Here is a 22,417-nt window from a genome sequence, read left to right as displayed (position 1 = left end):
GGTGCTTTTTCTGGAGCAAGTAGGGAGGCACAATTATTTGTAGGATGGGTGGTAGCGTAACCCGTGGTGTTGGGTTTCATACTTCAACCCAACCTACGTTCATCTTATATTTGATTCCAATTCCACCCACCCACTTAATCTAGGATTCTTCGTCTTCGTCGGTGGGATAAACAAAAGTAGAACGTCCAGACAAAATTGACTTACCCAGAGAAAGAGCTTTTTTGGCCTCAACAGCAGCTTTATGTCTCCAAGTAGCTCGACGCTTGTCTCGTTTTGATTTAGAGGTTTTCTTCTTAGGAACGGCCATAAGAACCAGTATGGTGATTTTTGACAACCTCCCTATTCTAGTCCATCAACGGGGAATTTATCATTAATTTTTGAGCGATTGCCATTAATCTAGTAAAACATTATAAATACAATGTAGGTTAAGCTTCGTTCCTCAACCCAACAGCTCTATTAATTTCAATAGTGACATACTCCACACACTCCCTTACAGGTAAGTGTGGGCTTCTCAACGACTCTTCTCTAAAAAAACCGCTAAGTAGTGGAAATCTAAGAATTTCCCTGCCAAATTGGCTAGTAAGTAAGAAGAATATGATCTATAATAACTGCTAATTGTAACTTGTTAATACTATACTTCATGATATTTTGTTTCAAGCACATAGTAACCGACTAAGGGCGGGATGGCAAATTACTGGGCAATTACTATTGGCATCAATCAGTATGAGTTGTTTCAACCCTTAGGTTGGGCTCAAAACGATGCAGAAGCATTAAACGATTTATTAGTGACCGAATTGGGGTTCTCAGAGGAGAATTGTGTGTTAATGACAAATTCTTCCCCACCAAGAGGAGAAAGGTCTTCTCACCCCAACCGAGAAAATATATTATATTTATTGCACGAACTGGAGACAAAATTTTGGCAACCAGGAGATTATCTCTGGTTTTTCTTGAGTGGTTATGGTGTCAATTATAACAATAAAGACTATTTATTGCCCCAGGATGCCAATCCGGACAGGATATGGGAAACTGCTATACCAGTTGGGGAAATCATGCAAGGTTTCCAGACTGCTGGGTTAAATGTCTTACTGATATTTGATATTAATCGTGCTTTTGGAACCCAAGCAGATGCTCCTGTAGGTCAGGAAATGCTCGATCTGGCTCGGGAATTAAATATGGCCATTATGCTGTCTTGCAGTCCAGAACAATTCTCTCATGAAAGCAGTGAATTAGGTCATGGTTTTTTTACTGCAGCATTATTAGAAGCTTTATCTTCCGCCCAATGTCGTAGTTTAAAAGATTTAGACTCTTATTTAAGTTATCTCACTCCACAGCTATGTCAACATCATTGGCGACCTATTCAAAATCCTGTAATTGCTATTCCTGAGTGCCTCAATTCTATGTTCCCAGCTTCAGAGTTGGAAGAAGCGTGGAATTACAATTCTACTGAACAGTTAATTTTTCCCCAGGAAAGTTTCGCCCAGATTTTACCCCTAGCTCAGGAGATCCAGTCCCAAAAGTCTCCTGATTTGAATTCCTCCTTACCGGAAAATCAAATAGCAGAAAATAAAAATCAATCTGTAGTCACCTCTTTACAGTCCCGTGGAGGTGGTGGTAGATTTATCCCTACTCCTCCCTTTGCCAAGGATTATGCTCAACTTTCCACTCCACAATCAGCTCCCCTTTGGCAACAATTTATTTGGTGGGGGGGTGGTACTATTATTGGGGTGATTGTGATGGCAACGATAATTCTACAAAATCATGCCAGTTTCCGACTGCATAAATTCTCCACGCCCCATGATACCAGCAGCAATTCGGAATTTTCCCAAAATTTAACTTCTCCTCTCTTGGATACGGCCAAGTCCCTCATTCGACCAGACCAAGCATCTAGTTATGGTGATGCCATTAAAATGGCTAAAAAAATACCACCGGGACAACCGGAGTTTGATCTGGCCCAAGCTGCTATTAATCACTGGAGCGACCAAATTTTACAACTGGCTAAAAATCATGCCGATCAGGGAGAACTTAGCCAAGCTATAGAAACTGCTGGTTTAGTACCCCCCCAAACCTCTGCTTTTGAGGATGCTCAAGATGCCATTCAAAAATGGCGTAGACAAAAGGATCGGGGGGATGGAAATCCCTAGGCTTCACCACATTCGTCTGCTAAATAACATAGGGCCCGAAATCTTAGATAGGTCAGCTGTTCATAAAAGGGATTGAGCTTACACAAGGGGGGAATGTGAAACAGGACTTTTCCTAGTAGTTTGACATCTCGCTCAAAAGGACACTGGGCGGGAATTAGTTTACACAGTATGTGGGCAAAGTCTCTATCCTGCACTTTGATGTTATCTAACCAGTTACGCACAGGCTGCAGTATGTCCCATCCAGACTGGGAATGCTTTTCTTTGTTGACCACACTACCGGGATTTGCGTCCATTTGGTGTGGCGATACCCAACTGGTCAAAAAAATCTTTTTGGTTGTATTCTCAAATACTTTCATGTTTACTCCTCTTTTATGATGAGGGTTGTTTGTGACTGATGAATATACAATTTGACGATTACTTCTACCGGAAGAATAGTTTGTTGCCCACAGTTTTTGATAACTTGGCACCTCTCCAATTCTAGTTCACACCTGAACCTTTACATGAGTTTGGTGACTAACGTAATGAATCTTAACATATCTGGGGAAAGGTGGCAACATGTTGATTTCCACCTCTCCCAGTTCCTGTCTATGAAGCCACAGCGGTAGAACGGGGCCTTCTTCTTCTACCATCAGAAGCTTTAACTGTGGTTTCGGGTAATTGTTCGGGAACTTGTAGTAACAATGTTACGGAAGCCTGACATTGTAATTCCCGCCGCAGTGAACGACCTAACTCTTTCTCTAGGGTGTCTTGCAGTCCACCCCAGTCTACATCATTACTACCTGTGGTGCAAAAATCAGACCAACGAACACTCAGAATTTCCTCAATCCGCTGCTGTACCCACTTTAATAATAGCGATCGCTCGATGCTACTGACTACACCTCGGAGGTAGATTTCTGGTTTAGCCAGCAGTTTGCCATTCCAATCAATGGCTGCTGCTACTGTTGCTAGTCCTTCTGCTGCCATAGTTTGTCTTTCGTGTAGGACTTTAGCGCTCACCATCCCTGAACTGGTGGTATCTACCAGCTCGATACCGGACGGGACTTGAGCAGCAATACGGATGGAGTTTTCCGTTAGTTCTATCACATCTCCATTGCGGATGATTACCATATTTTCCGGGGGAATTCCCATACTCTGGGCGGTTTCTGAGTGCTTAACCAACATCCGGTGTTCCCCATGGACAGGCACAAAAAATTTAGGACGGGTTAAGGCTATCATCAGTTTTTGATCTTCTTGACAACCATGACCGGAAACGTGTACTCCCTTTTCTCGACCGTAGACTACTTTGGCTCCCTGGATCATTAGTTTGTCAATGGTGTTGACCACGGCAATGGTATTACCAGGAATAGGGTTGGCAGAGAAAACTACTGTGTCCCCCTCTCGAATTTTGATGTGGGGGTGTTCTTTATTAGCAATGCGGGTCATGGCGGCCATAGTCTCCCCTTGGGAACCGGTGGTGAGAATCACTACGTTTTCATCTGGTAAGTTACGAATAGTATGTAAGGGCTGAAATAGGTTATCTTCGCATTTGATATAACCTAGGTTACGAGCATGGGCAATGAAGTTCAACATTGAACGCCCTATAACTGTTACCACCCGATTATGCTCCTTGGCCAGCTGTAACACTATGTTGATCCTATGAACGCTGGAAGCAAATGTGGTGACAAATAGTCTTCCCCTCGCTTGGGAGAATACTCGATCCAGATTGGGATAAACCGCACGCTCTGAAGGGGTGAAACCTGGCACCTCCGCATTGGTTGAGTCGCTCAGGAGACATAATACTCCCTTTTCTCCATGTTCTGCTAGACGCTGTAAATCAAAGGTTTCTCCGTCTATGGGCGTGTGGTCAATTTTGAAATCCCCTGTGTGAATTACCACGCCTATGGGAGTATGAATGGCCACGGTAAAACTGTCCGCTATGGAATGGGTGTTGCGAATATATTCCACAAAAAAGGATTTGCCAATACGTACCACGTCACGAGGCATTACTTTTCTTAATTGGGTGCGATCGCTCACTCCTGCTTCTTCCAGTTTTCCCTCCAGGACAGCTAGTGCCAGTCTGGGACCATAAATAACCGGGATATCAAATTGTTTCAGGTGAAATGCTATGCCACCAATGTGGTCTTCGTGACCATGGGTGACAATCATTCCCCGGATCTTGTGCTTGTTTTCTCTGAGGTATGTGGTGTCGGGTAATACTATGTTTACCCCGTGCATGGCTCCTGTAGGGAAAGCCAGCCCAGCATCCAGGAGGATAATTTCATCCTCGTACTCGAAAACACATGTGTTTTTACCTATTTCGTGCAGTCCCCCCAAGGGAATAATTTTGAGGGCAGAATTAACTTCGTTTCTAGCCATTGTCTCCTAGATAATATTGTGTCAGTGATCCGTCAGTTGAAAGTTAGATTTATCGTATAAAATAAAACACTTACATATCACCTCCCCCAATACGGTTAACCACGAAACCTTAGGGGAAAGATACTACCGTGTATTTTGTCAAGGTACTTTGTTTATATACATTTTCACATTCTTGTTAAAGTTTTAACACTTGTTACTTAGAAATGAAACCTGTTCACTGCTACCTGTAGGTAATCTTTATCATTCTGCTTATAAAATTACCAATGAAGACATTTTAAAATGGTGATTCAGATCAATTTCATTTCGCACAACACCGTTTTTAATTTCTGACATACTTCCATATCAGCTTCTAATAGTGGTAGACGCAGGGATCCCACATCCCAACCGGTTATTTTTAGTGCTTGTTTAACGGGAATGGGATTGGCAGTTAAAAACAAAGCCTTAAACAGGGGAAAGAGTTGTAGATGAATCTCGGTAGCAGTTTTAATTTGACCAAGACTAAAAGACTCAATCATTTTCTTAATTTGATTACCTACTAAATGGGAAGCCACGCTAACCACTCCCTTGGCCCCAATTGCTAGTAGAGGTAAAGTCAGGGAATCATCTCCAGAGTAAATCTTAAACTCCTGTGGTGTCAAGCGGCAAATTTCGCTGGTTTGATCCAAATTACCGCTAGCTTCTTTAATTCCCACAATGTTATCAATTTCTGCCAATCGCACCACTGTTTCCGGAATTAAATTTTGACCTGTTCTGCTAGGAACATTATATAACAGGACTGGCATATCTGGACAGGATTTGGCGATCGCCTGAAAATGGTTATATAGTCCTGATTGGGGAGGCTTATTGTAGTAGGGTACCACTTGTAAAGAACCATGTACACCCAATTTAGCTGCTTTTTGGGTAGCTGTGATCGCCTCTGTAGTGGAATTGGAACCACAACCTGCGATCACCTGAGCTTTCCCCGACACAGCTTGTAGGACCTCAACAAACAGCTGGTATTCTTCATCCCAGCTGAGGGTCGGTGACTCACCAGTTGTACCACATACTAACACAGTATCTGTGCCATTATCAACCAGATGGGAGGCCAATTTTCCTGCCAGATCGTAGTTAACGTTTCCCTCCGGTGTAAACGGCGTAATCATTGCCGTTATGACTGTGCCAAAATCTCCCACCCGTTTTTCACTCCTTACAGTAAATTATTAAAGATGACTGACAATCGAGGATTACAAATTGATCATACCGCAGTTTAGCTCAGAAGATTTTGTTTGACTAATAATTCAGCGATTTGTACAGCATTTAAAGCTGCTCCCTTGCGAATCTGATCCCCACATAGCCACAGTTCCAGTCCACAGGGGTGGGAAATATCCTGTCTAATTCTACCCACCAAAACCTCATCTTTCCCACTAGCTTCCATGGGCATGGGGAAATAATTTTTGTGCCAGTCTTCCAGCAATTGCACACCGGGGGAATCACTTAAGATTTGCCTAGCAGTATGTGGAGCAAAGGGGGTGTCAAACTCCAGATTAATAGCTTCCGAATGGGCCCGCAGTACGGGAACCCGCACACAAGTAGCAGTAATTCTAATATCTTGATTCCCGAATATTTTCCGGGTTTCGTTGACCATTTTTAATTCCTCTTCACAATATCCCATACTAGTCATAGGAGAGTTATGGGGGAATAAATTGAAAGCCAGGGGATAGGGAAGGACTTGGGCCACGGGTTGTTTACCTTCCAATATATACTGGGACTGGATTTTCACCTCTTCCATGGCTTTGGCTCCAGCACCACTGGCTGATTGATAGGTGGCAGCTACAATTCGTTTAACTGGTTTGACCTGATGTAATGGCCAAACAACCAATGCCATGAGGATTGTTGTACAGTTAGGATTGGCAATAATGCCTTTATGATTTGCCGCCTCTTGAGGGTTCACCTCTGGGACAATCAAAGGCACATCCGGGTGCATGCGGAAAGTGCTAGAATTATCTATAACTACCGCTCCCCTCTCCACGGCCTTTGGGGCCCAAGTTTTGGAGGTTCCACCTCCAGCACTAGCCAAAACAATATCAATCTGGTCAAAGGATCCGTCATTAACTGACTCTATTACCAGATTCTCTCCCTGAAATTGGATAACCTTACCAGCACTGCGTTCTGATGCCAATAATTTTAAATTACCAACCGGGAATTTACGACTTTCTAGTAGTTCCAGTAGTTCTGTACCAACAGCACCGGTAGCACCCAAAATAGCTACAGAATAGGATTTAGACAAATGGCACTCCTTAAACTAATCATTCCTATTGTAGCAGAAAATAACCATGAGTAGAATGGATATGAGGTTGGATCAAAACAACTTTTAGATAAAATAGGGAATGGACAATGGGGGCTGAGTTCCCAACACACACTATCTATTGCCCAAACTGCACAAAACTGATTTATAATTTCTAACGATTGCTGTTGATTATCAGCGACTATTACAACATCTGTACCCTAGCAAGTTAGTTAAATCAGATTGCTACAGCTGTCAAGATAAAAATACCACAAGAGACCAAGCATGAAAATTACCCAGGAAAAACTAGAAAGAAGCCAAATTGGACTAGAAATAGAAATCACACAGGAATCCACCAGAGAAAAATACGAGCAGGTAATTAAAGACCTAATGCGTAATGTAAACATTCCTGGGTTTCGTAAAGGCAAAGTAAGCCGACAGATATTATTACAACGTATTGGCGCAAATCGTGTTAAAGCATCTGTGTTAGAGGAATTAATTCCAGAAGCTATTGAACAAGCAGTTAAACAAGAGAATATAAAAGCCATTGGTCAGCCAAAACTGGTTTCATCTTTCGATGATCTTATTGGTAAATATAAGCCAGGAGAAACCTTGACATTTTCTGCTGCGGTGGATGTGGAACCTGAAGTAAACATTAAACAATACACAGGAATGCAAATTAAAGCGGAGGAAGTCAAGTATGATTCCAGCAAAGTGGATCGGGCCATTGAGGAAGAACGGGAGAAAATAGCGACCTTAGTCCCAGTAGAGGGAAGGGCGGCCCAACTAGGAGATGTAGTGCTAGTGGATTTTAGTGGATCACTTGCGGAAACCCCAGAACAGGAACCCGCACTAATTCCTGGTGCCCAGGGAGAAGATTTTTCAGTGGATTTAAATGAGGATCGGTTTATTCCTGGATTTGTCACTGGTATAGTGGGCATGATTCCGGGAGAAACTAGGGAAATTCCAGCTCAGTTTCCCCATAATTACCCCGATGAGAACCTGTCCAATAAAGCAGCATTATTTACAGTAACACTCAAGGAAATTAAGGAAAAAGAACTGCCGGAATTGGACGACAATTTTGCCCAAGATGTCAGTGATTTTAAAACCTTAGCAGAATTAAGAGCATCCTTGGAAAAACAATTTCAACAGAAAGTGGAAGAAAAAAATACTGAAAATAAGCAGGAGGCTTTGTTGCAAGAGTTGTTGCAGCATGTAGAAATTGATTTGCCAGAAACCATGATTGAACAACAGGTAGATCACAGATTAGAAAAAACTGCTTTCAATCTAGCACAGCAGGGTTTAGACGTGAAAAAACTGTTCACTAAAGAAACTGTGGTTCAATTACGAGAAAATATACGAACCTCTGCAATTGAGGATCTCAAACGCGACTTAGCCATAAGAGAAATTGCTAAACGGGAATCAATCACAGTAGATAAGGAAGAAGTTAAGAAAAAAGCCGACGAGGTGTTACAACAATACTCTGGTGAAGACATAGATGTAAAGAATTTAAACTTAGTATTAGAGATAGAGTTAGAAAGAGAGAAAGTTCTGGAGTGGCTAATTGCCAACTCATCCCTAGAACTAGTACCCGAAGGTTCCTTGAGTGGTGGAGACCAAGAACCAGAAACCGCTACTCCTGAGTAAGAAGAATGGGAAGACAAATCATGGTTTGTAAAGTCTTCCCGTGAATAAATACCTAATTTTTCCAAAGAAACCACAAGAAAAGTAAATATAAGGCATAATGGTTAACACAAACCCTAAAAACCTCAATATTTAAAAACCATATCCTCGCCTCCATCTCCAACGAACTTACATTCTGTCCAAATTAGTCTAACTGAAGTTTTAAAGATTTTTGTATGCTTATATCACAGTCGGAAAATACCCCAATCACTAGTCTGAGCACCATGAATATCCAATGTGGTTATAGTAACCTGAATCCTAGCCCTAGCAGTATTGTCCCCATGGTGGTGGAACAGTCTGGTATGGGTGAGAGAGCATTTGACATATACTCGCGATTACTGCGGGAGCGGATTATTTTTTTAGGAACCGCCATAGATGACAATGTAGCCAACTCCATAGTTGCCCAGTTGTTGTTTCTGGATGCGGAAGACCCAGAAAAGGACGTTCAACTGTACATCAACTCCCCCGGGGGGTCTGTTTATGCAGGAATGGCAATCTATGATACCATCCAACAAATACGTCCTGACGTAGTAACTATTTGTTTTGGACTAGCAGCTAGTATGGGAGCATTTTTGTTAACTGCAGGGACTGCGGGTAAGCGCATGTCATTACCAGATTCACGGATCATGATTCATCAGCCTCTGGGTGGTGCCCAGGGACAAGCCATTGATATTGAGATCCAAGCACGGGAAATTCTTTACATTAAGGCTAACTTAAATCAACTAATGTCAAAACACACTGGGCAACCTTTAGAAAGAATTGAAGCTGATACCGAGCGTGACTTTTTTATGTCACCACAGGAAGCTAAAGACTATGGCTTAATTGACCAGGTTATTTCCAGGCAAAATCTCCCCTCATCCGGGACACCAGTCACCATCGTGCAATAAGAGGCTTGATATGTCTAAATACGATTCACACTTAAAATGTTCGTTTTGCGGCAAGTCTCAGGAGCAAGTGCGGAAGTTAATTGCAGGTCCGGGAGTATACATCTGTGACGAATGTGTTGAGCTATGCAACGAAATTTTGGACGAAGAACTGTTAGATGCTAATAATACAGCCAATTCTTCCCCACCTAAACCAGAACAAACTCCAAAACGTCGTACTAATTCTGCTAATCTCTCCCTGAATCAAATTCCTAAACCTAGGGAAATTAAAAACTACTTAGATGAGCACGTAATCGGGCAAGACGAGGCAAAGAAGGTGCTTTCTGTTGCTGTTTACAATCACTACAAACGTTTAGCAGTAGCTCAAGGTAAGGCAAATGGCAAGTCTCCAGGAGAGGACAGTGTGGAGTTACAAAAATCCAACATTCTGTTAATTGGTCCTACTGGTTGTGGTAAAACCCTGTTAGCTCAAACCTTAGCTAAAATCCTGGATGTTCCCTTTGCTGTAGCGGATGCCACAACCTTAACGGAAGCAGGATATGTGGGAGAAGATGTGGAGAATATTCTCCTGAGACTATTACAAGTTGCCAACTTAGATGTGGAAGAAGCACAAAGGGGTATAATCTACATTGACGAAATAGATAAGATTGCTCGTAAGAGTGAAAACACTTCCATTACTAGAGATGTATCTGGCGAAGGTGTACAACAAGCCCTTTTAAAAATGTTAGAAGGTACTATTGCCAACGTACCACCACAGGGGGGACGTAAACATCCCTATCAGGACTGCATTCAGATTGACACTAGCAACATCCTATTTATTTGCGGCGGAGCTTTTGTAGGTTTAGAAAAAGTGGTAGACCACAGAGTTGGGAAAAAGTCAATGGGCTTTGTGCAGTCTGGGGAAGGGCAATCTAGAGAAAAACGGGTAGCAACTACCCTCAAACAATTAGAACCCGATGATTTAGTTAAATTTGGCATGATTCCAGAATTTATCGGCCGCATGCCCATGGTAGCAGTGGTTGAACCCTTGGATGAGGATGCTCTCATGGCTATCCTCACCCAACCCCGTAGTGCTTTAGTCAAGCAATATCAAAAACTGCTTAAAATGGATAATGTAAACCTGGAGTTTAAAGAGGAAGCATTAAGTGCGATCGCCCAGGAGGCGTACAGGAGGAAAACGGGAGCCAGGGCGCTACGAGGGATTGTAGAGGAACTAATGTTAGACGTAATGTATGAGCTGCCATCTCGTAAAGATGTAACCACCTGCACGGTGACAAGAGAGATGGTAGAGAAGCGTTCTACAGCCGAATTGTTAGTTCATCCTTCTTCTTTGCCCAAGCCAGAATCTGCTTAGACTAAATAGATAAAAGAGTTTGGGGATGAGATACAGCAAAAATTGTCCCCCTATTCTTTATCAATCCTGTGGGAGGTGTTCTGGAAAAAGCTATATATTATATGGATTATAACTAACGGTCTATGGCTTATATAGAAGTTCGCGGTGTGAATCACTACTATGAGTGGATAAGAAAACCATCGAAAATAGCAAAACCGGTGATAGTGTTTTTGCATGGTTGGGCAGGTTCTTGTAGATATTGGCGTAGTACAGCTGAAGTATTATCGGAGAGATTTGATTGTTTGTTGTATGATCTAAGAGGTTTTGGCAGTTCCGAATGTCAGCCTAGGAATAATCAAGAAACTATTAAATTAAGTTATGAACTAACAGAATACGCGGAAGATCTAGCAGTTTTATTAAACCAATTGAACCTAGAGCGCGTGTATATTAATGCTCATTCCATGGGAGCTTCAATTGCCACCTTATTTTTCAATCGTTATCCCCAAAGAGTGGTGAAAGGAATTTTGACTTGTAGTGGAATCTTTGAATATGATGAAAAAGCCTTTGCTGCATTTTATCAATTCGGTGGTTATGTAGTTAAATTTCGCCCCCAATGGTTAACCAAAATACCCTTAGCTGACAGAATGTTCATGGCGAGATTTTTGCATCGTCCAATTCCTGATAGTGAAAGAATAGCCTTTTTAGAAGATTTTGTAGCTGCGAATTACGATGCAGCTTTAGGGACAATTTTCACATCTGTAAGCAAAGAACAAGCAGAAACCATGCCTGATGAATTTGCCAAATTAACAGTACCCACATTATTAATTGCTGGAGAACATGATATCATTATTCCTGCTGATCTTGGGAAAAAAGCAGCCAATTTGAATGATAAAATTCAGTTGGAAATAATCCCTGATACAGCTCATTTTCCCATGTTAGAGGATCCGGAGACTTATTTAGAGAAAGTACAAGGTTTTCTAGTCAGTAGCTAATATTTAGGGAGGGAAAGTATGAGTGTTGGCAATTTAGAAGACTTAGGGTTAGGAGATTTACAGCAACTGCACGAAACAGATGATTACCAGTGGTTGTTGACCAACATTAAATTATTGAGGAATAAGCAGTTTGACCAGCTGGATTTAGAAAATTTAATTGAGGAATTAACTGACTTGGGTAACGAGAAAAAAAATGCAGTAGAAAGTTTGCTGCAACAGGTTATTAGACACTTATTACTCTATCAGTATTGGCATGTGGAAATTGAAAGAAATTCCGGACATTGGCAAGCGGAAATTTACAACTTTCGAGATCAGGTAAATAGTAAATTAACCAGTAACCTACGTAGCCATCTAGTTGCAGAAATGCCAAAGATTTATCAAAGAGCTTTAGGTTACGTACAACGAAAAACAAACTATCAAATTGATTTTCCCAGAGAATCTCCCTATAGTCTAGAACAGTTGCTAGATATTAATTATCTTGGTTGACTAACCATTACTAAATGAAGAGCTTAAGTAGGGAGGCACAATTATTTGTAGGATGGGTCGGGTAACGAGACCCATGCAGGGGTTGGGTTTCATAAAAATTTGTCCAGATCAAGACAAAATTTAAAGTACAGTTTCCCACCAAGTTCCCTTACACCCTGGAACAATTATTAAATATTGATTATCCGAGTTGACACGGTTGACAAAAATAAAAAGTTGTGAAACAATCATCCTGGCTAAACAAAGCAGCGCAAATAACAATTTAATCTTTGATTAATCTTTAAAAGTCATGCACGGATAACCTACGGGTGACTATGCTGACTTGAGGTTCTAAGGGTATTGGAAGGAGTGAAAGGAAACAGATGTTAAAACGTAACGTTTCTCTGATGTTGAGTGTAACATTGGTAACTAGTGCCTGTCTTTTGAGTGGTTGTGAAAATACAACTCAAAATACAACCGAAAATACAAGTAATACCACCTCACCTGCAAACACAGGAACTGGTAAAGGTCTAAAAATTGGTAGTTTATTGCCAACCACTGGGGATCTAGCTTCCATTGGTCAACAAATGGCGGGTTCAGTCCCCCTACTGGTAGAAACTGTCAATGCTTGTGGTGGTGTGAATGGTGAACCAGTACAACTAGTGGAAGTAGATGACCAAACTAAACCAGAAAGTGGTGCAGCTGGTATGACTAAACTAGCTACAGTAGATAAAGTAGCTGGTGTAGTTGGTTCCTTTGCTAGTAGTGTTTCCACCGCAGCTGTTTCAGTAGCTACACCCAATAAGGTTATGCTCATATCACCAGGAAGCACCAGTCCTGTATTTACCGAAAAAGCTCAAAAAGGTGACTTTCAAGGTTTTTGGGCACGGACTGCACCACCAGATACCTATCAAGCATTGGCTTTAGCTCAACTGGCCAAGAAAAAGGGTTTTAAGAGGGTTTCCACAGTTGTGATTAATAACGACTATGGTGTAGGTTTTGAAAAAGCATTTGTGGAAACTTTTGAAAAGTTAGGTGGAACAGTAGTTAATAAAAACAAACCTGTGCGCTACGACCCCAAAGCTCAAACTTTTGAAACTGAAGCTGGTGCCGCTTTTGCAGGTAAGCCAGATGCAGTTTTGGGTGTAATGTATGCAGAAACAGGCAGTTTATTTCTCAAAGCTGCTTATCAACAAGGAGTAGCTAAGGGAGTACAAATCCTATTAACTGATGGAGTGAAATCAGATAGCTTCCCAGAACAAGTAGGTAAGGGAGCAGATGGTAAATATTTACTATCTGGAGCAATAGGAACAACCCCCGGTTCCAACGGTAAAGCCCTAGAGGCCTTCAAAAAATTGTGGCAAGAAAAAAAAGGTGGCACTCCGGGAGAATACGCACCCCAAGCCTGGGATGCTGCAGCTTTGTTGGTGTTAGCAGCTCAATCGGCTAAGGAAAATACCGGTGTGGGAATTGCTAGCAAAATCCGGGAAGTTGCTGGGGGTAGTGGCACAGAAGTTTCTGATGTGTGTGAAGGACTCAAACTAATAAAAGCAGGCACAAAGATTAATTACCAAGGCGCCAGCGGGGATGTGGATGTGGATGCTAATGGCGATGTACTTGGTGTGTATGATGTTTGGACCGTGGGTGATGATGGTAAAATTACGGTTATTGACCAAGTAAGTCCCAAATAGGGTTATGGGGGAGGTACCCTCCCCCTGGTGACTAAATTCCGCTGAATCTATAGCCCACGCCAAATAACAAACCAATATCAACGGAGCGGAAAAACCCCGCATTGATAGATGCTGTAGCGGTAATTCTATCACTTAATGGCATATCCACACCACCGGATAATAACAGAGCAATTTTAGGATATTTATCATTTTGAACTCGCACATTAGTATCCTTACTGTCTTTAATTGCCACACCAATTCCCGCATAGGGAGCAATGGGTAGGGCGGAACCATTTAATACTTGTTTTATTTGTGGGTAGGCAAAATCATAGGTGATGGGAACTAGAAATGTGGTATCACTACCTAAAACCGCTCCTGGTCTTATGGAAAAGGAATTGAAAACGGAGAGCTTGCTGACAATTCCAAAATTACCATCAGCTAATGGCGAACTACCACCACTTATGCCAATATTTCCTCCCACCCCTATATAACTTCCCCCTTCTTGAATAGGTCTTGTTAAAGCAGCATCCATTTGAGATTGGGTAGCTTGACCAGGAGGAGTATTATCTGATGGACTAACCTGTGCTATTGCGGAAGAACCACCACCTAAAACCACTAAGGTTAGTAAACTAGATAGGCAAAAAACATGTTTGGCAAAGAACATAGTATTCATATTATTGGGTAGTATTGTGGTATGGTAACATCTTTAGTTGTTAGTATTTTTTGGGAAAAAATCCATGGCTAATGTCAAGAATTTCCCCACTGTTTAACATTCAACACTAAAAAATTGTTTTTTGCATCCCTAATTTGAAATAAACTATTAGGATAGAAGTATTTGCTACCTCGTGTATAAGTGGGTGGGTCGAATTAAATATAAGATGAACGTAGGTTGGGTTGAACTATGAAACCCAACGCCACGGGTCTCGTTACTCGACCCATCCTACAAATAATTGTGCCTCCCTACTTGGTTTGGTCTTTTCACGCCAACTTACTCATATCCCACCAGAGTTAATAATGATTCCAGTTCGACTGATTCTAAAAAACTTTTTGAGTTACCGTGATGCAACTTTAGATTTTACGGGATTGCACACGGCCTGCATTTGTGGTCCTAATGGAGCAGGTAAATCTTCTTTGTTGGAGTCTATAACCTGGGCAATCTGGGGTCAAAGTCGTGCCAACATTGAGGATGATGTTATCTATGCTGGATCACAAGAGGTTAGGGTTGATTTTACCTTCTACAACAATTTACAAAAATATCGGGTAATTCGTACCCGTACCCGAGGTGCTACGGGTATCTTGGAATTTCAACTGGAAACTCCTGCTGGTTTTCGTCCTCTTACGGGTAAGGGGATCCGTGCTACCCAAGACCTAATTCTCCAACATATTAAGTTGGATTATGAAACTTTTATTAATTCGGCTTATCTCCGTCAAGGTCGCGCTGATGAATTTATGCTAAAAGGACCTGCTCAACGTAAGGAGATTTTGGCGGAGTTATTAAAGCTCAATCAGTATGATTTGTTGGAGGAAAGAGCTAAGGATAATTCTAAGCAGTGTAAGGGAAGGGTGGAAGAGTTGGAACGTTCTATCCACCACATTCAGTTACAATTGACTGACAGGGAAACAATCCAAACCCAAAGAGCAGCTCTGGAAACCAGGTTACATCATCTGCAACAACAACAGACTTCTGATTATCAACAGTTGCAAGATCTCCAGGTGGTTGAACGTCAACGTCACGACTGGGAAACCAAGTTGGGGGTAGTTCAACAACAGTGCCAGAATCTCGTCCCAGAATGCGATCGCCTTTATCAAGATAGTTCGATTGTCAAGTCTCAATTGGAGGAGTTGGATTCTATTTTAGGTCAGTCTGAAGAAATTCAAGCTGGTTATCTTGGTTTTCAAGCTCTACAATCTCAGGAAGAGTCTTTTACTAGAAAATTTGAGCAACATAATCTTGCTATTAGTTGTAAACAATCACGGGAACAGGAACTCATGACACGAGTTCAGGCCATTCAACTGCAAATACAACAGGAGTCGGTAGAATTAAAGGCCTCGGAAAAACAGGAGCAGGAATTACAAGGGTGCTTACACAAATCTGGAGAAGTGGAAACGGCTTTGAGCAGTTTATCTGCTGCTCGTGAACATCTTAACCAGATGGATCAGTTACAAGTCCAGGTGACTCCCCTCCTACAACAACGAGCAAGTTTACAAAGTCAGATAGACCGGGTTTATGCCACTTTGTCAGCTAAATTGGAGGGGTTGGAAAATACTCGACAACAACTACAATCTAAAGATTCTCACTTCTCTCGGTTACAGGAGTCCGCTGCACAACTGGATAAGCAAATTGAGGAGCTGGAAAAGAAACGCGTTTATCTTCAAAGGGTACACGAAAAAGGAAATGATCGTCGCCATGTAATTGAACGCTTGCAAACTCATCAAATTGAATACGAGAAATCTTTGGGTAAGCTGGAACAAAAGATACAGTTACTTCAGGAGCCTAATGCTCTATGTCCCCTGTGTGAACGTCCTTTAGATGAGCATAATTGGAGTCGGGTTGTAGAAAAAACTCAGGGAGAATACAAGGATACTCAGGAACAATTTTGGCAAACACGAGAATTATTGGCAGTGTCTGACCAAGAAATTCAAGCACTAAGGGCGGAATATCAGGCAATATCCCGACAGGTGGCAGAATATGAGTCTTTAAGGCAAAAAAAAGGAGAATTAGGTGCTCAGCTACAAGCTATGATGGATGACCGGGAAAGGTTGAAGCAACTTACCGCAGAAAAGGAAAGTTTACAGGCTAAATTACAAGGGAATTATGCTCCAGAACTACAACAGGAACTCCAAGAAGTAGATCAGCATTTACAACAGCTAAATTATCAGGAAGAAAGTCACGCTTTAGCTAGAAGTGAGATAGAGCGTTGGCGATGGGCAGAAATTAAACAGGCTCAGATTAAAGATGCTCAAAAGAAAATGGCTCAACTAGCACAGATTAGGCCTAAACTAGTGGCCAAGATTGAGGAGTTACAAGCACAAGTGCTATGGGAACAGACTAATTCACCAATAGCTCAGGAAATTAGGGGATTAGCAGTGGATATTGCTGCTATTGGTTATAGTCATGAAGCACATCAGGAAATTCATAAAAAAGTTCAAGGGAGTCAACATTGGCAATTGAAACATCAGCAGTTGTTATCTGCTCAACAACAATATCCTTATCTGGAAAAAAGACTGGCAGATTTGAGTAGTGATTTGCAGCAAAGAGAGGCGCTAAAACAAAAAGTTACCATGGAAATAGGTGAAATAGAGAAGCAATTAGCCTCTATGGTCAATCCAAGAGAGAAAATTGCTGATTTAGACCAGAATATGGTATTTCGTCGTCGAGAAATGGATGAAACTATCACTCATTTAGGCAGGTTGGAACAAAAGCTACATCAGTTAGAAATGCTGCAAAATCAATATGAGCAAGAAAAGGAACAATTAGCAATTTGTAAGAAACAACAGCGCGTTTACCAGGAATTGGCGCAGGCTTTTGGTAAAAATGGTATCCAAGCACTGATGATTGAAAATGTGTTACCACAACTGGAAGCAGAGACTAACAAGTTACTTTCTCGGTTGAGTGGTAGTCAGTTACATGTACAGTTTATTACCCAGAAGTTGGGGAGTAAATCAGCTAAGAAAGGCGCTAAGTTGGTGGACACTTTAGAAATTTTAATTGCTGACACAAGAGGTACAAGAGCTTATGAAACTTACTCTGGAGGGGAGGCGTTTAGAATTAATTTTGCTATTCGGTTAGCATTGGCTAAATTGCTGGCCCAGCGTGCTGGCGCTGCACTACAGTTGTTAATTATAGATGAGGGATTTGGCACCCAAGATACGGAAGGATGCGATCGCCTGATTGCTTCTATTAACGCAATAGCGAGCGATTTTGCCTGTATTTTGACTGTGACCCATATTCCCCATCTCAAGGAAGCATTCCAGGCGCGAATAGAAGTAAATAAGAACCAACAGGGTTCCCATTTATCCCTTTCAATTTGATTTTGCCGTATTGCCAGCTTTAACCCAACCTTCTTGATCAGTATCTGGAATCCTAATTTTTTGCCACTTACCATCCTGACTGGTTTCTAAAATAATCACTTTTTGATTACCAGCAACCCCACCAATAGCTTGACCCTCAAAAGCGGGTTTATCTCGCACACTCAAACCTTGTGACCAGGTAACCACAGCAGTGTAGGATCCTGGTGGTAAAGGGGTAGGTGATTCCCTTGGGAGGTCTGGTGTTGCAGTAGGTTTTGGTTTTACCTTCACCACCTGTTTGGGGGTAACCTTGGGTAAATTAGGTTTTGGATCGGGATTGTCATTAGCAAACATGGGTTTTTCAGGAGCGATGGCAGTGCGATTGATAAAGTATATAGCTATTGTCATACCACTACCCAACAAAACGGCGATCGCTAACAAAAATCCAAGCACAAATTTAAGCAAACCAGATAGCATAGTTATTCCTTATTTTATCAAGAGGATACATCCCACTACCTACTATAATTGACGTTGTATACGTTCAGTTAAAGAGCTATGCTTAGAAGCTAGACGGGCCCGACCAGAAGCTGCCCATTGTTGAAGTTGTTGAATTTGTTCCACAGCTGTTCTAGCTAGAGGAATGATTTGACTGGCAGCTTCTAAAATGTCATCAGTGATAAAATCACGGTCTTGACTAAACGCAATGTGCATAGCTTCAATTAAAGTCTGCTGAATTTCTGCTCCCGAAAAATCAGGAGTTTCGTAGGCCAATCTATCAATGTCATAACCCTTGACATTATGGGGACGTAACCTAGATAGGTGAACATGGAAAATAGCCTTTCTTTCTTCCTGGGTGGGTAAACCCACAAAGAAAATTTCATCAAATCGCCCCTTACGCAACATTTCTGGAGGTAGAGACTGAATATCATTAGCAGTAGAAACCACAAATACCGGAGAAGTCTTTTCTGCTAACCAGGTGATAAAAGTGCCAAATACCCGACTGGTTGTTCCCGCATCACCCTTACTACCCAGACCAGAAAAAGCCTTATCAATTTCATCAATCCACAATACACAGGGAGCTAGAGCTTCAGCAACTTGAATCATTTGTCTAGTGCGGGATTCCGACTCGCCAACTAAACCTCCAAATAAACGACCCACATCTAAGCGTAACAGAGGTAAATGCCAATAGTGTGCGATCGCCTTAGCAGTTAGGGACTTACCAGTTCCCTGAATTCCCACTAACATTAAACCACGGGGGTGTGGCAATCCGTACTGTCGAGCCCGTTGTGTAAATGAGCCACCACGGCGAATTAACCAGTCTTTGAGATTATCTAATCCGCCAATATCGGAGATTTGCTCGGTAGCAGGGTAGAAGTCGAGAATTTGAGTTTGGCGAATAGTTTGGCGTTTTTCTTCCAGAACCAGATCCACATCTTCTGGTAATAGCTCTCCATGAGATGCTAAAGCCCGTGACAGAACTCGGCGAATTCTTTCCATTGATAGACCCTGACAAGAACGTACCAAATCATCAACAAACTGACCGGACAGGGAGTTACCCGTGACCTGTAACAATTTTTCCACTTCAGTTTTAATTTCCGGGACAGTGGGTAAGGGGAATTCCACCACAGTCATAACTTCTGTCAAATCATCGGGGATCAGAACACGTGGGGATAATAAAACAATGTTTTTCGGTTGAGATTTCAGGAGTCGGGATAAATTACGAAGTTTGCGAGCAATAGCCACATCGTCTAAAAAGCGATGATAATCTCTTAAAATTATAACCGCACACACAGAAGATGGTATTTTTTCAACAAATTCTAAAGCTTGCAGAGGATTGCGTTTACCAAAACCCTGATCATTGGGGTTTCCCTGATAACCATCAACAAAGTCCCAGGTATAAACCGGGCGATTTCCTTGATTTGTTGCTTCTTCTCTAATAGTAGCTTCCACCCTTTCTTCTTCCTGGGTAGGAATGTAAATTAGGGGATAGCGGGCACGGAGTAATAGTTTAAATTCTTCGCGGAAGTTCATAGTGATAGAATAGAGTTGTTATAATGACATAGATAATTGCTATTTGTAAATTCGGCTGTAAACTTGTAGTATGAGCAACACCAGTAATTTTCGTCAAGCCTTTCGTGAGGCTCAAAACCGCAGTCTTGTTGGTCCCAACGTTATTGCCAAGGCTTTGCCCTATGTTGGTGGTGGTCTTGTTCTCACCGCTGTGGGCACCTATGGTGGTCTAGGTATTATTAATTCCTACCCAGAACTATTCTTTTCTAGTTTTTTGGGTGCGGTAGTAGTGGAACTGATTTTGTTCTTTGTTGCCCAAAATGTGGCCAAGAAGGGTCAAAATGCCATTGCTTTGCCACTCCTAGCCATTTATAGTCTGTTGTCAGGATACACCCTCAGCGGCTTAGTATTCGTGGCTCTAGGCACCCAAGGAGTGGGTATTCAGGGTATTGGCATAGCAGCCTTATCATGTGGTATCACCTTCATTGTGGCCCGTCAAATCGGTAGTAATCTTTCAGACTCCGATGGCATGGCCCTGACGAAAACCATTTCTCTGGGAATACTAGCTTTGGTTGTTGTATGCCTAACTCAATTTGTTTTTGCCCTGTTCGGCGTTTATACACCCAGCTGGTTAGAAATTGGTATCTCCGGCCTAGGAGTATTTCTCTTTGCTGGAGCATCGGTAGTAGATTTTTACATACTACCCCGCACCTACAGTAATGAAGAGTACTTGCCCGCAGCCTTGTCAATGTATCTAACATACATTAACCTTTTTGTGTTTATTTTGAGACTGTTAATTGCCTTAAATAGTCGGGACTAATCAATTAAAGTGGGAGCAGTTAACTGCTCCCACACCACTCTTGTTCTTATGGATAGGATAAACTATGGAAGTTCTAGAACTAAAACGGGAAATAGAAGTATTGTGTAATCGCCTGGGTAAAACCCAGGACTATCTTTGACGTACCTGCAGTCAAAGCCAAAATTCAAGACCTGGAACAGATCTCAGCCCAACCAGAATTTTGGGAAGACCAAAACCAGGCACAACAAACACTTCAGGAGCTAAATGACCTCAAATCTCACCTAGATCAGTATTACCACTGGCAGGCTAACTTAGAAGATACTAAAGCAGTAGTGGAACTATTGGAACTAGAAGCAGATGAAGGACTCTTACAGGAAGCTGAAACTACCATTAACCAAATGCACCGCGATCTGGATCAGTGGGAGTTGCAACAACTACTTTCTGGACCCTATGATAGCCAGGGCGCAGTCCTAACAATCAATGCAGGTGCAGGAGGAACGGATGCCCAAGACTGGGCATTTATGCTGATGCGGATGTACACCCGTTGGGCAGAAGCCCATGGCTATAAGGTGACACTAGCTGAAGAATCTGAAGGTGATGAAGCGGGGATAAAATCAGCTACCCTGGAAATTACAGGTCGTTATGCCTATGGTTATCTACGCGCAGAAATGGGAACCCATCGGTTAGTGAGAATTTCTCCTTTTAATGCCAATGGTAAACGCCAAACTAGTTTTGCTGGAGTGGAAGTTATGCCACAAATAGATAACTCCGTTACCCTAGAAATACCAGAGAAAGATTTAGAAATCACTACCTCCAGAGCAGGGGGTAAGGGTGGACAAAACGTCAACAAGGTGGAAACAGCAGTGCGCATAGTTCATATTCCTACAGGAGTAGCAGTGCGTTGTACAGAAGAGCGATCGCAATTACAAAATAAGGAGAAAGCTTTGGCTCGTCTCAAGGCTAAACTTTTAGTTATTGCCAGGGAACAACGTGCCCAAGAGATAGCTGAAATTCGTGGTGACATGGTGGAAGCATCCTGGGGCAATCAAATACGTAACTATGTTTTTCATCCTTACCAAATAGTAAAAGACTTGCGTACAAACATTGAAACCACAGCTATTAGTGATGTGATGAATGGTGATCTGGATAATTTTATTCAGGCATATCTCAGGCAAGAAAATCAATTGGTAACTAGTGGTGAGTAGAAAATTACCTTTTTTAGTGGTAACACTGGTGGGACTAATGATTTTATTAGTCCAAAATCTTGCTCCTAGCTTACCTCTAATGTTCTTGGGAATGCGGAGTCGTCCCCTACCCCTAGCTTTGTGGATTTTATTTAGCATTACTGCTGGTGGTTTAACATCCTTACTTATTAATACCTTCGTTAGCACCCTGTGGAAAATCACTGGGTACTCCACCACTCAGACCGGTTCATCTGCTCCCCCAAGCGGATCAAAATCTTTTGATACCTATAATCAAGAGAATACACATTCTGTCAATCATCCACCCAGGTCAAGAAATGGCAATGATGACACCGGTGATAAATTTGATGATTGGCAAATGGGTTCCCAGGAAGGTGATGACTGGGATTTCACCCAACCACCAAAATCACCAACCCAACGGAATGTTTCTCCTTCCGACTCCGTTTATTCCTACAGTTCCCAGTCACCTAAAAATACTGGGGTGGGCAAGGCTGAATCAATTTATGATGCGGACTATCGAGTCATTATTCCCCCCTATCAACCCCCAAGCACCAACCCAAGTGATAATGATACTGATGATGATTGGGATTTTTTGACAGATGAGGAATAGAT

Annotated in this window: 19 protein-coding genes; 11 read left to right on the top strand and 8 right to left on the bottom strand. The window is 42.0% G+C overall.

Annotated features, from left to right (window positions below; all coding sequences use genetic code 11):
- Positions 1-139: 139 nt before the first annotated feature.
- Complete coding sequence (rpmF, locus tag IAR63_RS08950) at positions 140-307, bottom strand: 50S ribosomal protein L32 (protein WP_040008035.1); 168 nt, start codon at positions 305-307, stop codon at positions 140-142.
- Positions 308-683: 376 nt separating this feature from the next.
- On the opposite strand from rpmF, the gene IAR63_RS08945 reads away from it, so the two are divergent.
- Positions 684-2,141 carry a caspase family protein gene (locus tag IAR63_RS08945; protein WP_187705012.1) on the top strand — a complete coding sequence of 486 codons (1,458 nt, stop codon included), beginning with the start codon at positions 684-686 and terminating at the stop codon, positions 2,139-2,141.
- Here the strand turns inward: IAR63_RS08945 and IAR63_RS08940 are convergent.
- The 4 genes from IAR63_RS08940 to IAR63_RS08925 form a co-directional block, all read right to left on the bottom strand.
- Complete coding sequence (locus IAR63_RS08940; protein ID WP_187705011.1) at positions 2,138-2,497, bottom strand: Mo-dependent nitrogenase C-terminal domain-containing protein; 360 nt, start codon at positions 2,495-2,497, stop codon at positions 2,138-2,140. The two genes, IAR63_RS08945 and IAR63_RS08940, sit on opposite strands and share 4 nt — an antisense overlap.
- A gap of 229 nt (positions 2,498-2,726) precedes the next feature.
- Positions 2,727-4,496, bottom strand: a complete 1,770-nt coding sequence (locus tag IAR63_RS08935; protein WP_096546319.1) for a ribonuclease J — start codon at positions 4,494-4,496, stop codon at positions 2,727-2,729.
- A gap of 287 nt (positions 4,497-4,783) precedes the next feature.
- Positions 4,784-5,668, bottom strand: coding sequence for a 4-hydroxy-tetrahydrodipicolinate synthase (gene dapA, locus IAR63_RS08930; RefSeq protein ID WP_187705010.1), 885 nt, complete (start codon positions 5,666-5,668; stop codon positions 4,784-4,786).
- A 74-nt stretch (positions 5,669-5,742) separates the two neighbouring features.
- Complete coding sequence (locus tag IAR63_RS08925; protein ID WP_187705009.1) at positions 5,743-6,762, bottom strand: aspartate-semialdehyde dehydrogenase; 1,020 nt, start codon at positions 6,760-6,762, stop codon at positions 5,743-5,745.
- Between the two features lie 282 nt (positions 6,763-7,044).
- On the opposite strand from IAR63_RS08925, the gene tig reads away from it, so the two are divergent.
- From tig to IAR63_RS08895, 6 genes are all read left to right on the top strand, one after another.
- Positions 7,045-8,406, top strand: a complete 1,362-nt coding sequence (gene tig, locus IAR63_RS08920; RefSeq protein WP_187705008.1) for a trigger factor — start codon at positions 7,045-7,047, stop codon at positions 8,404-8,406.
- A gap of 212 nt (positions 8,407-8,618) precedes the next feature.
- Positions 8,619-9,329 (top strand): ATP-dependent Clp endopeptidase proteolytic subunit ClpP, encoded by a 711-nt coding sequence (gene clpP / locus IAR63_RS08915; RefSeq protein ID WP_187705007.1) that lies wholly within the window; start codon positions 8,619-8,621, stop codon positions 9,327-9,329.
- Positions 9,330-9,339: 10 nt separating this feature from the next.
- Entirely contained in the window at positions 9,340-10,680 is a 1,341-nt protein-coding gene (clpX, locus tag IAR63_RS08910; RefSeq protein ID WP_187705006.1) for an ATP-dependent protease ATP-binding subunit ClpX, read from the top strand.
- 122 nt (positions 10,681-10,802) lie between these two features.
- A complete protein-coding gene (locus tag IAR63_RS08905) occupies positions 10,803-11,651 on the top strand; it encodes an alpha/beta fold hydrolase (RefSeq protein ID WP_006277591.1) in 849 nt (282 codons plus the stop codon).
- 18 nt (positions 11,652-11,669) lie between these two features.
- Positions 11,670-12,137, top strand: a complete 468-nt coding sequence (locus tag IAR63_RS08900; RefSeq protein WP_006277590.1) for a DUF29 domain-containing protein — start codon at positions 11,670-11,672, stop codon at positions 12,135-12,137.
- A 359-nt stretch (positions 12,138-12,496) separates the two neighbouring features.
- Entirely contained in the window at positions 12,497-13,804 is a 1,308-nt protein-coding gene (locus IAR63_RS08895) for an ABC transporter substrate-binding protein (protein ID WP_187705005.1), read from the top strand.
- 31 nt (positions 13,805-13,835) lie between these two features.
- On the opposite strand, the gene IAR63_RS08890 is transcribed toward IAR63_RS08895, so the two are convergent.
- On the bottom strand, positions 13,836-14,456 hold the full coding sequence (locus tag IAR63_RS08890; protein ID WP_328701181.1) for a hypothetical protein: 621 nt from the start codon (positions 14,454-14,456) through the stop codon (positions 13,836-13,838).
- A 341-nt stretch (positions 14,457-14,797) separates the two neighbouring features.
- Between IAR63_RS08890 and sbcC the strand changes: the two genes are divergently transcribed.
- Positions 14,798-17,815 (top strand): exonuclease subunit SbcC, encoded by a 3,018-nt coding sequence (sbcC, locus tag IAR63_RS08885; protein WP_187705004.1) that lies wholly within the window; start codon positions 14,798-14,800, stop codon positions 17,813-17,815.
- On the opposite strand, the gene IAR63_RS08880 is transcribed toward sbcC, so the two are convergent.
- Together IAR63_RS08880 and IAR63_RS08875 are read right to left on the bottom strand one after the other, a co-directional pair.
- Positions 17,807-18,271: an SH3 domain-containing protein gene (locus IAR63_RS08880; protein WP_187705003.1), complete on the bottom strand. Its 465-nt coding sequence runs from the start codon at positions 18,269-18,271 to the stop codon at positions 17,807-17,809. The genes sbcC and IAR63_RS08880 overlap by 9 nt on opposite strands.
- A 42-nt stretch (positions 18,272-18,313) precedes the next feature.
- Positions 18,314-19,825 (bottom strand): AAA family ATPase, encoded by a 1,512-nt coding sequence (locus IAR63_RS08875; RefSeq protein WP_187705002.1) that lies wholly within the window; start codon positions 19,823-19,825, stop codon positions 18,314-18,316.
- Positions 19,826-19,895: 70 nt separating this feature from the next.
- On the opposite strand from IAR63_RS08875, the gene IAR63_RS08870 reads away from it, so the two are divergent.
- From IAR63_RS08870 to IAR63_RS08860, 3 genes are all read left to right on the top strand, one after another.
- Positions 19,896-20,624 carry a Bax inhibitor-1/YccA family protein gene (locus IAR63_RS08870; protein ID WP_187705001.1) on the top strand — a complete coding sequence of 243 codons (729 nt, stop codon included), beginning with the start codon at positions 19,896-19,898 and terminating at the stop codon, positions 20,622-20,624.
- A gap of 64 nt (positions 20,625-20,688) precedes the next feature.
- A protein-coding gene (gene prfB / locus IAR63_RS08865) for a peptide chain release factor 2 (protein ID WP_187705000.1) occupies positions 20,689-21,808 on the top strand; the annotation gives its coding sequence in 2 pieces (ribosomal slippage) (positions 20,689-20,760 and positions 20,762-21,808; 1,119 coding nt in all).
- Positions 21,798-22,415: a LapA family protein gene (locus IAR63_RS08860; protein WP_235678211.1), complete on the top strand. Its 618-nt coding sequence runs from the start codon at positions 21,798-21,800 to the stop codon at positions 22,413-22,415. Before prfB ends, IAR63_RS08860 begins: the two co-directional genes overlap by 11 nt.
- Positions 22,416-22,417: the final 2 nt, after the last annotated feature.

This window comes from Cylindrospermopsis curvispora GIHE-G1, assembly GCF_014489415.1.
Lineage (GTDB): Bacteria > Cyanobacteriota > Cyanobacteriia > Cyanobacteriales > Nostocaceae > Raphidiopsis > Raphidiopsis curvispora_A.
The sequence above is the reverse complement of the archived record's forward strand: the minus strand, read 5'-3'. Positions and strand labels throughout refer to the sequence as shown.

Bases quoted from the DNA above. Each gene is read 5' to 3' on its own strand.
- IAR63_RS08935 (WP_096546319.1), bottom strand. From the start codon at position 4,496: ATGGCTAGAAACGAAGTTAATTCTGCCCTCAAAATTATTCCCTTGGGG.
- IAR63_RS08900 (WP_006277590.1), top strand. From the start codon at position 11,670: ATGAGTGTTGGCAATTTAGAAGACTTAGGGTTAGGAGATTTACAGCAA.
- rpmF (WP_040008035.1), bottom strand. From the start codon at position 307: ATGGCCGTTCCTAAGAAGAAAACCTCTAAATCAAAACGAGACAAGCGT.
- IAR63_RS08880 (WP_187705003.1), bottom strand. From the start codon at position 18,271: ATGCTATCTGGTTTGCTTAAATTTGTGCTTGGATTTTTGTTAGCGATC.
- tig (WP_187705008.1), top strand. From the start codon at position 7,045: ATGAAAATTACCCAGGAAAAACTAGAAAGAAGCCAAATTGGACTAGAA.
- IAR63_RS08895 (WP_187705005.1), top strand. From the start codon at position 12,497: ATGTTAAAACGTAACGTTTCTCTGATGTTGAGTGTAACATTGGTAACT.
- IAR63_RS08890 (WP_328701181.1), bottom strand. From the start codon at position 14,456: ATGAATACTATGTTCTTTGCCAAACATGTTTTTTGCCTATCTAGTTTA.
- IAR63_RS08945 (WP_187705012.1), top strand. From the start codon at position 684: ATGGCAAATTACTGGGCAATTACTATTGGCATCAATCAGTATGAGTTG.
- clpX (WP_187705006.1), top strand. From the start codon at position 9,340: ATGTCTAAATACGATTCACACTTAAAATGTTCGTTTTGCGGCAAGTCT.
- IAR63_RS08905 (WP_006277591.1), top strand. From the start codon at position 10,803: ATGGCTTATATAGAAGTTCGCGGTGTGAATCACTACTATGAGTGGATA.
- sbcC (WP_187705004.1), top strand. From the start codon at position 14,798: ATGATTCCAGTTCGACTGATTCTAAAAAACTTTTTGAGTTACCGTGAT.
- clpP (WP_187705007.1), top strand. From the start codon at position 8,619: ATGCTTATATCACAGTCGGAAAATACCCCAATCACTAGTCTGAGCACC.
- IAR63_RS08875 (WP_187705002.1), bottom strand. From the start codon at position 19,825: ATGAACTTCCGCGAAGAATTTAAACTATTACTCCGTGCCCGCTATCCC.
- IAR63_RS08870 (WP_187705001.1), top strand. From the start codon at position 19,896: ATGAGCAACACCAGTAATTTTCGTCAAGCCTTTCGTGAGGCTCAAAAC.
- IAR63_RS08940 (WP_187705011.1), bottom strand. From the start codon at position 2,497: ATGAAAGTATTTGAGAATACAACCAAAAAGATTTTTTTGACCAGTTGG.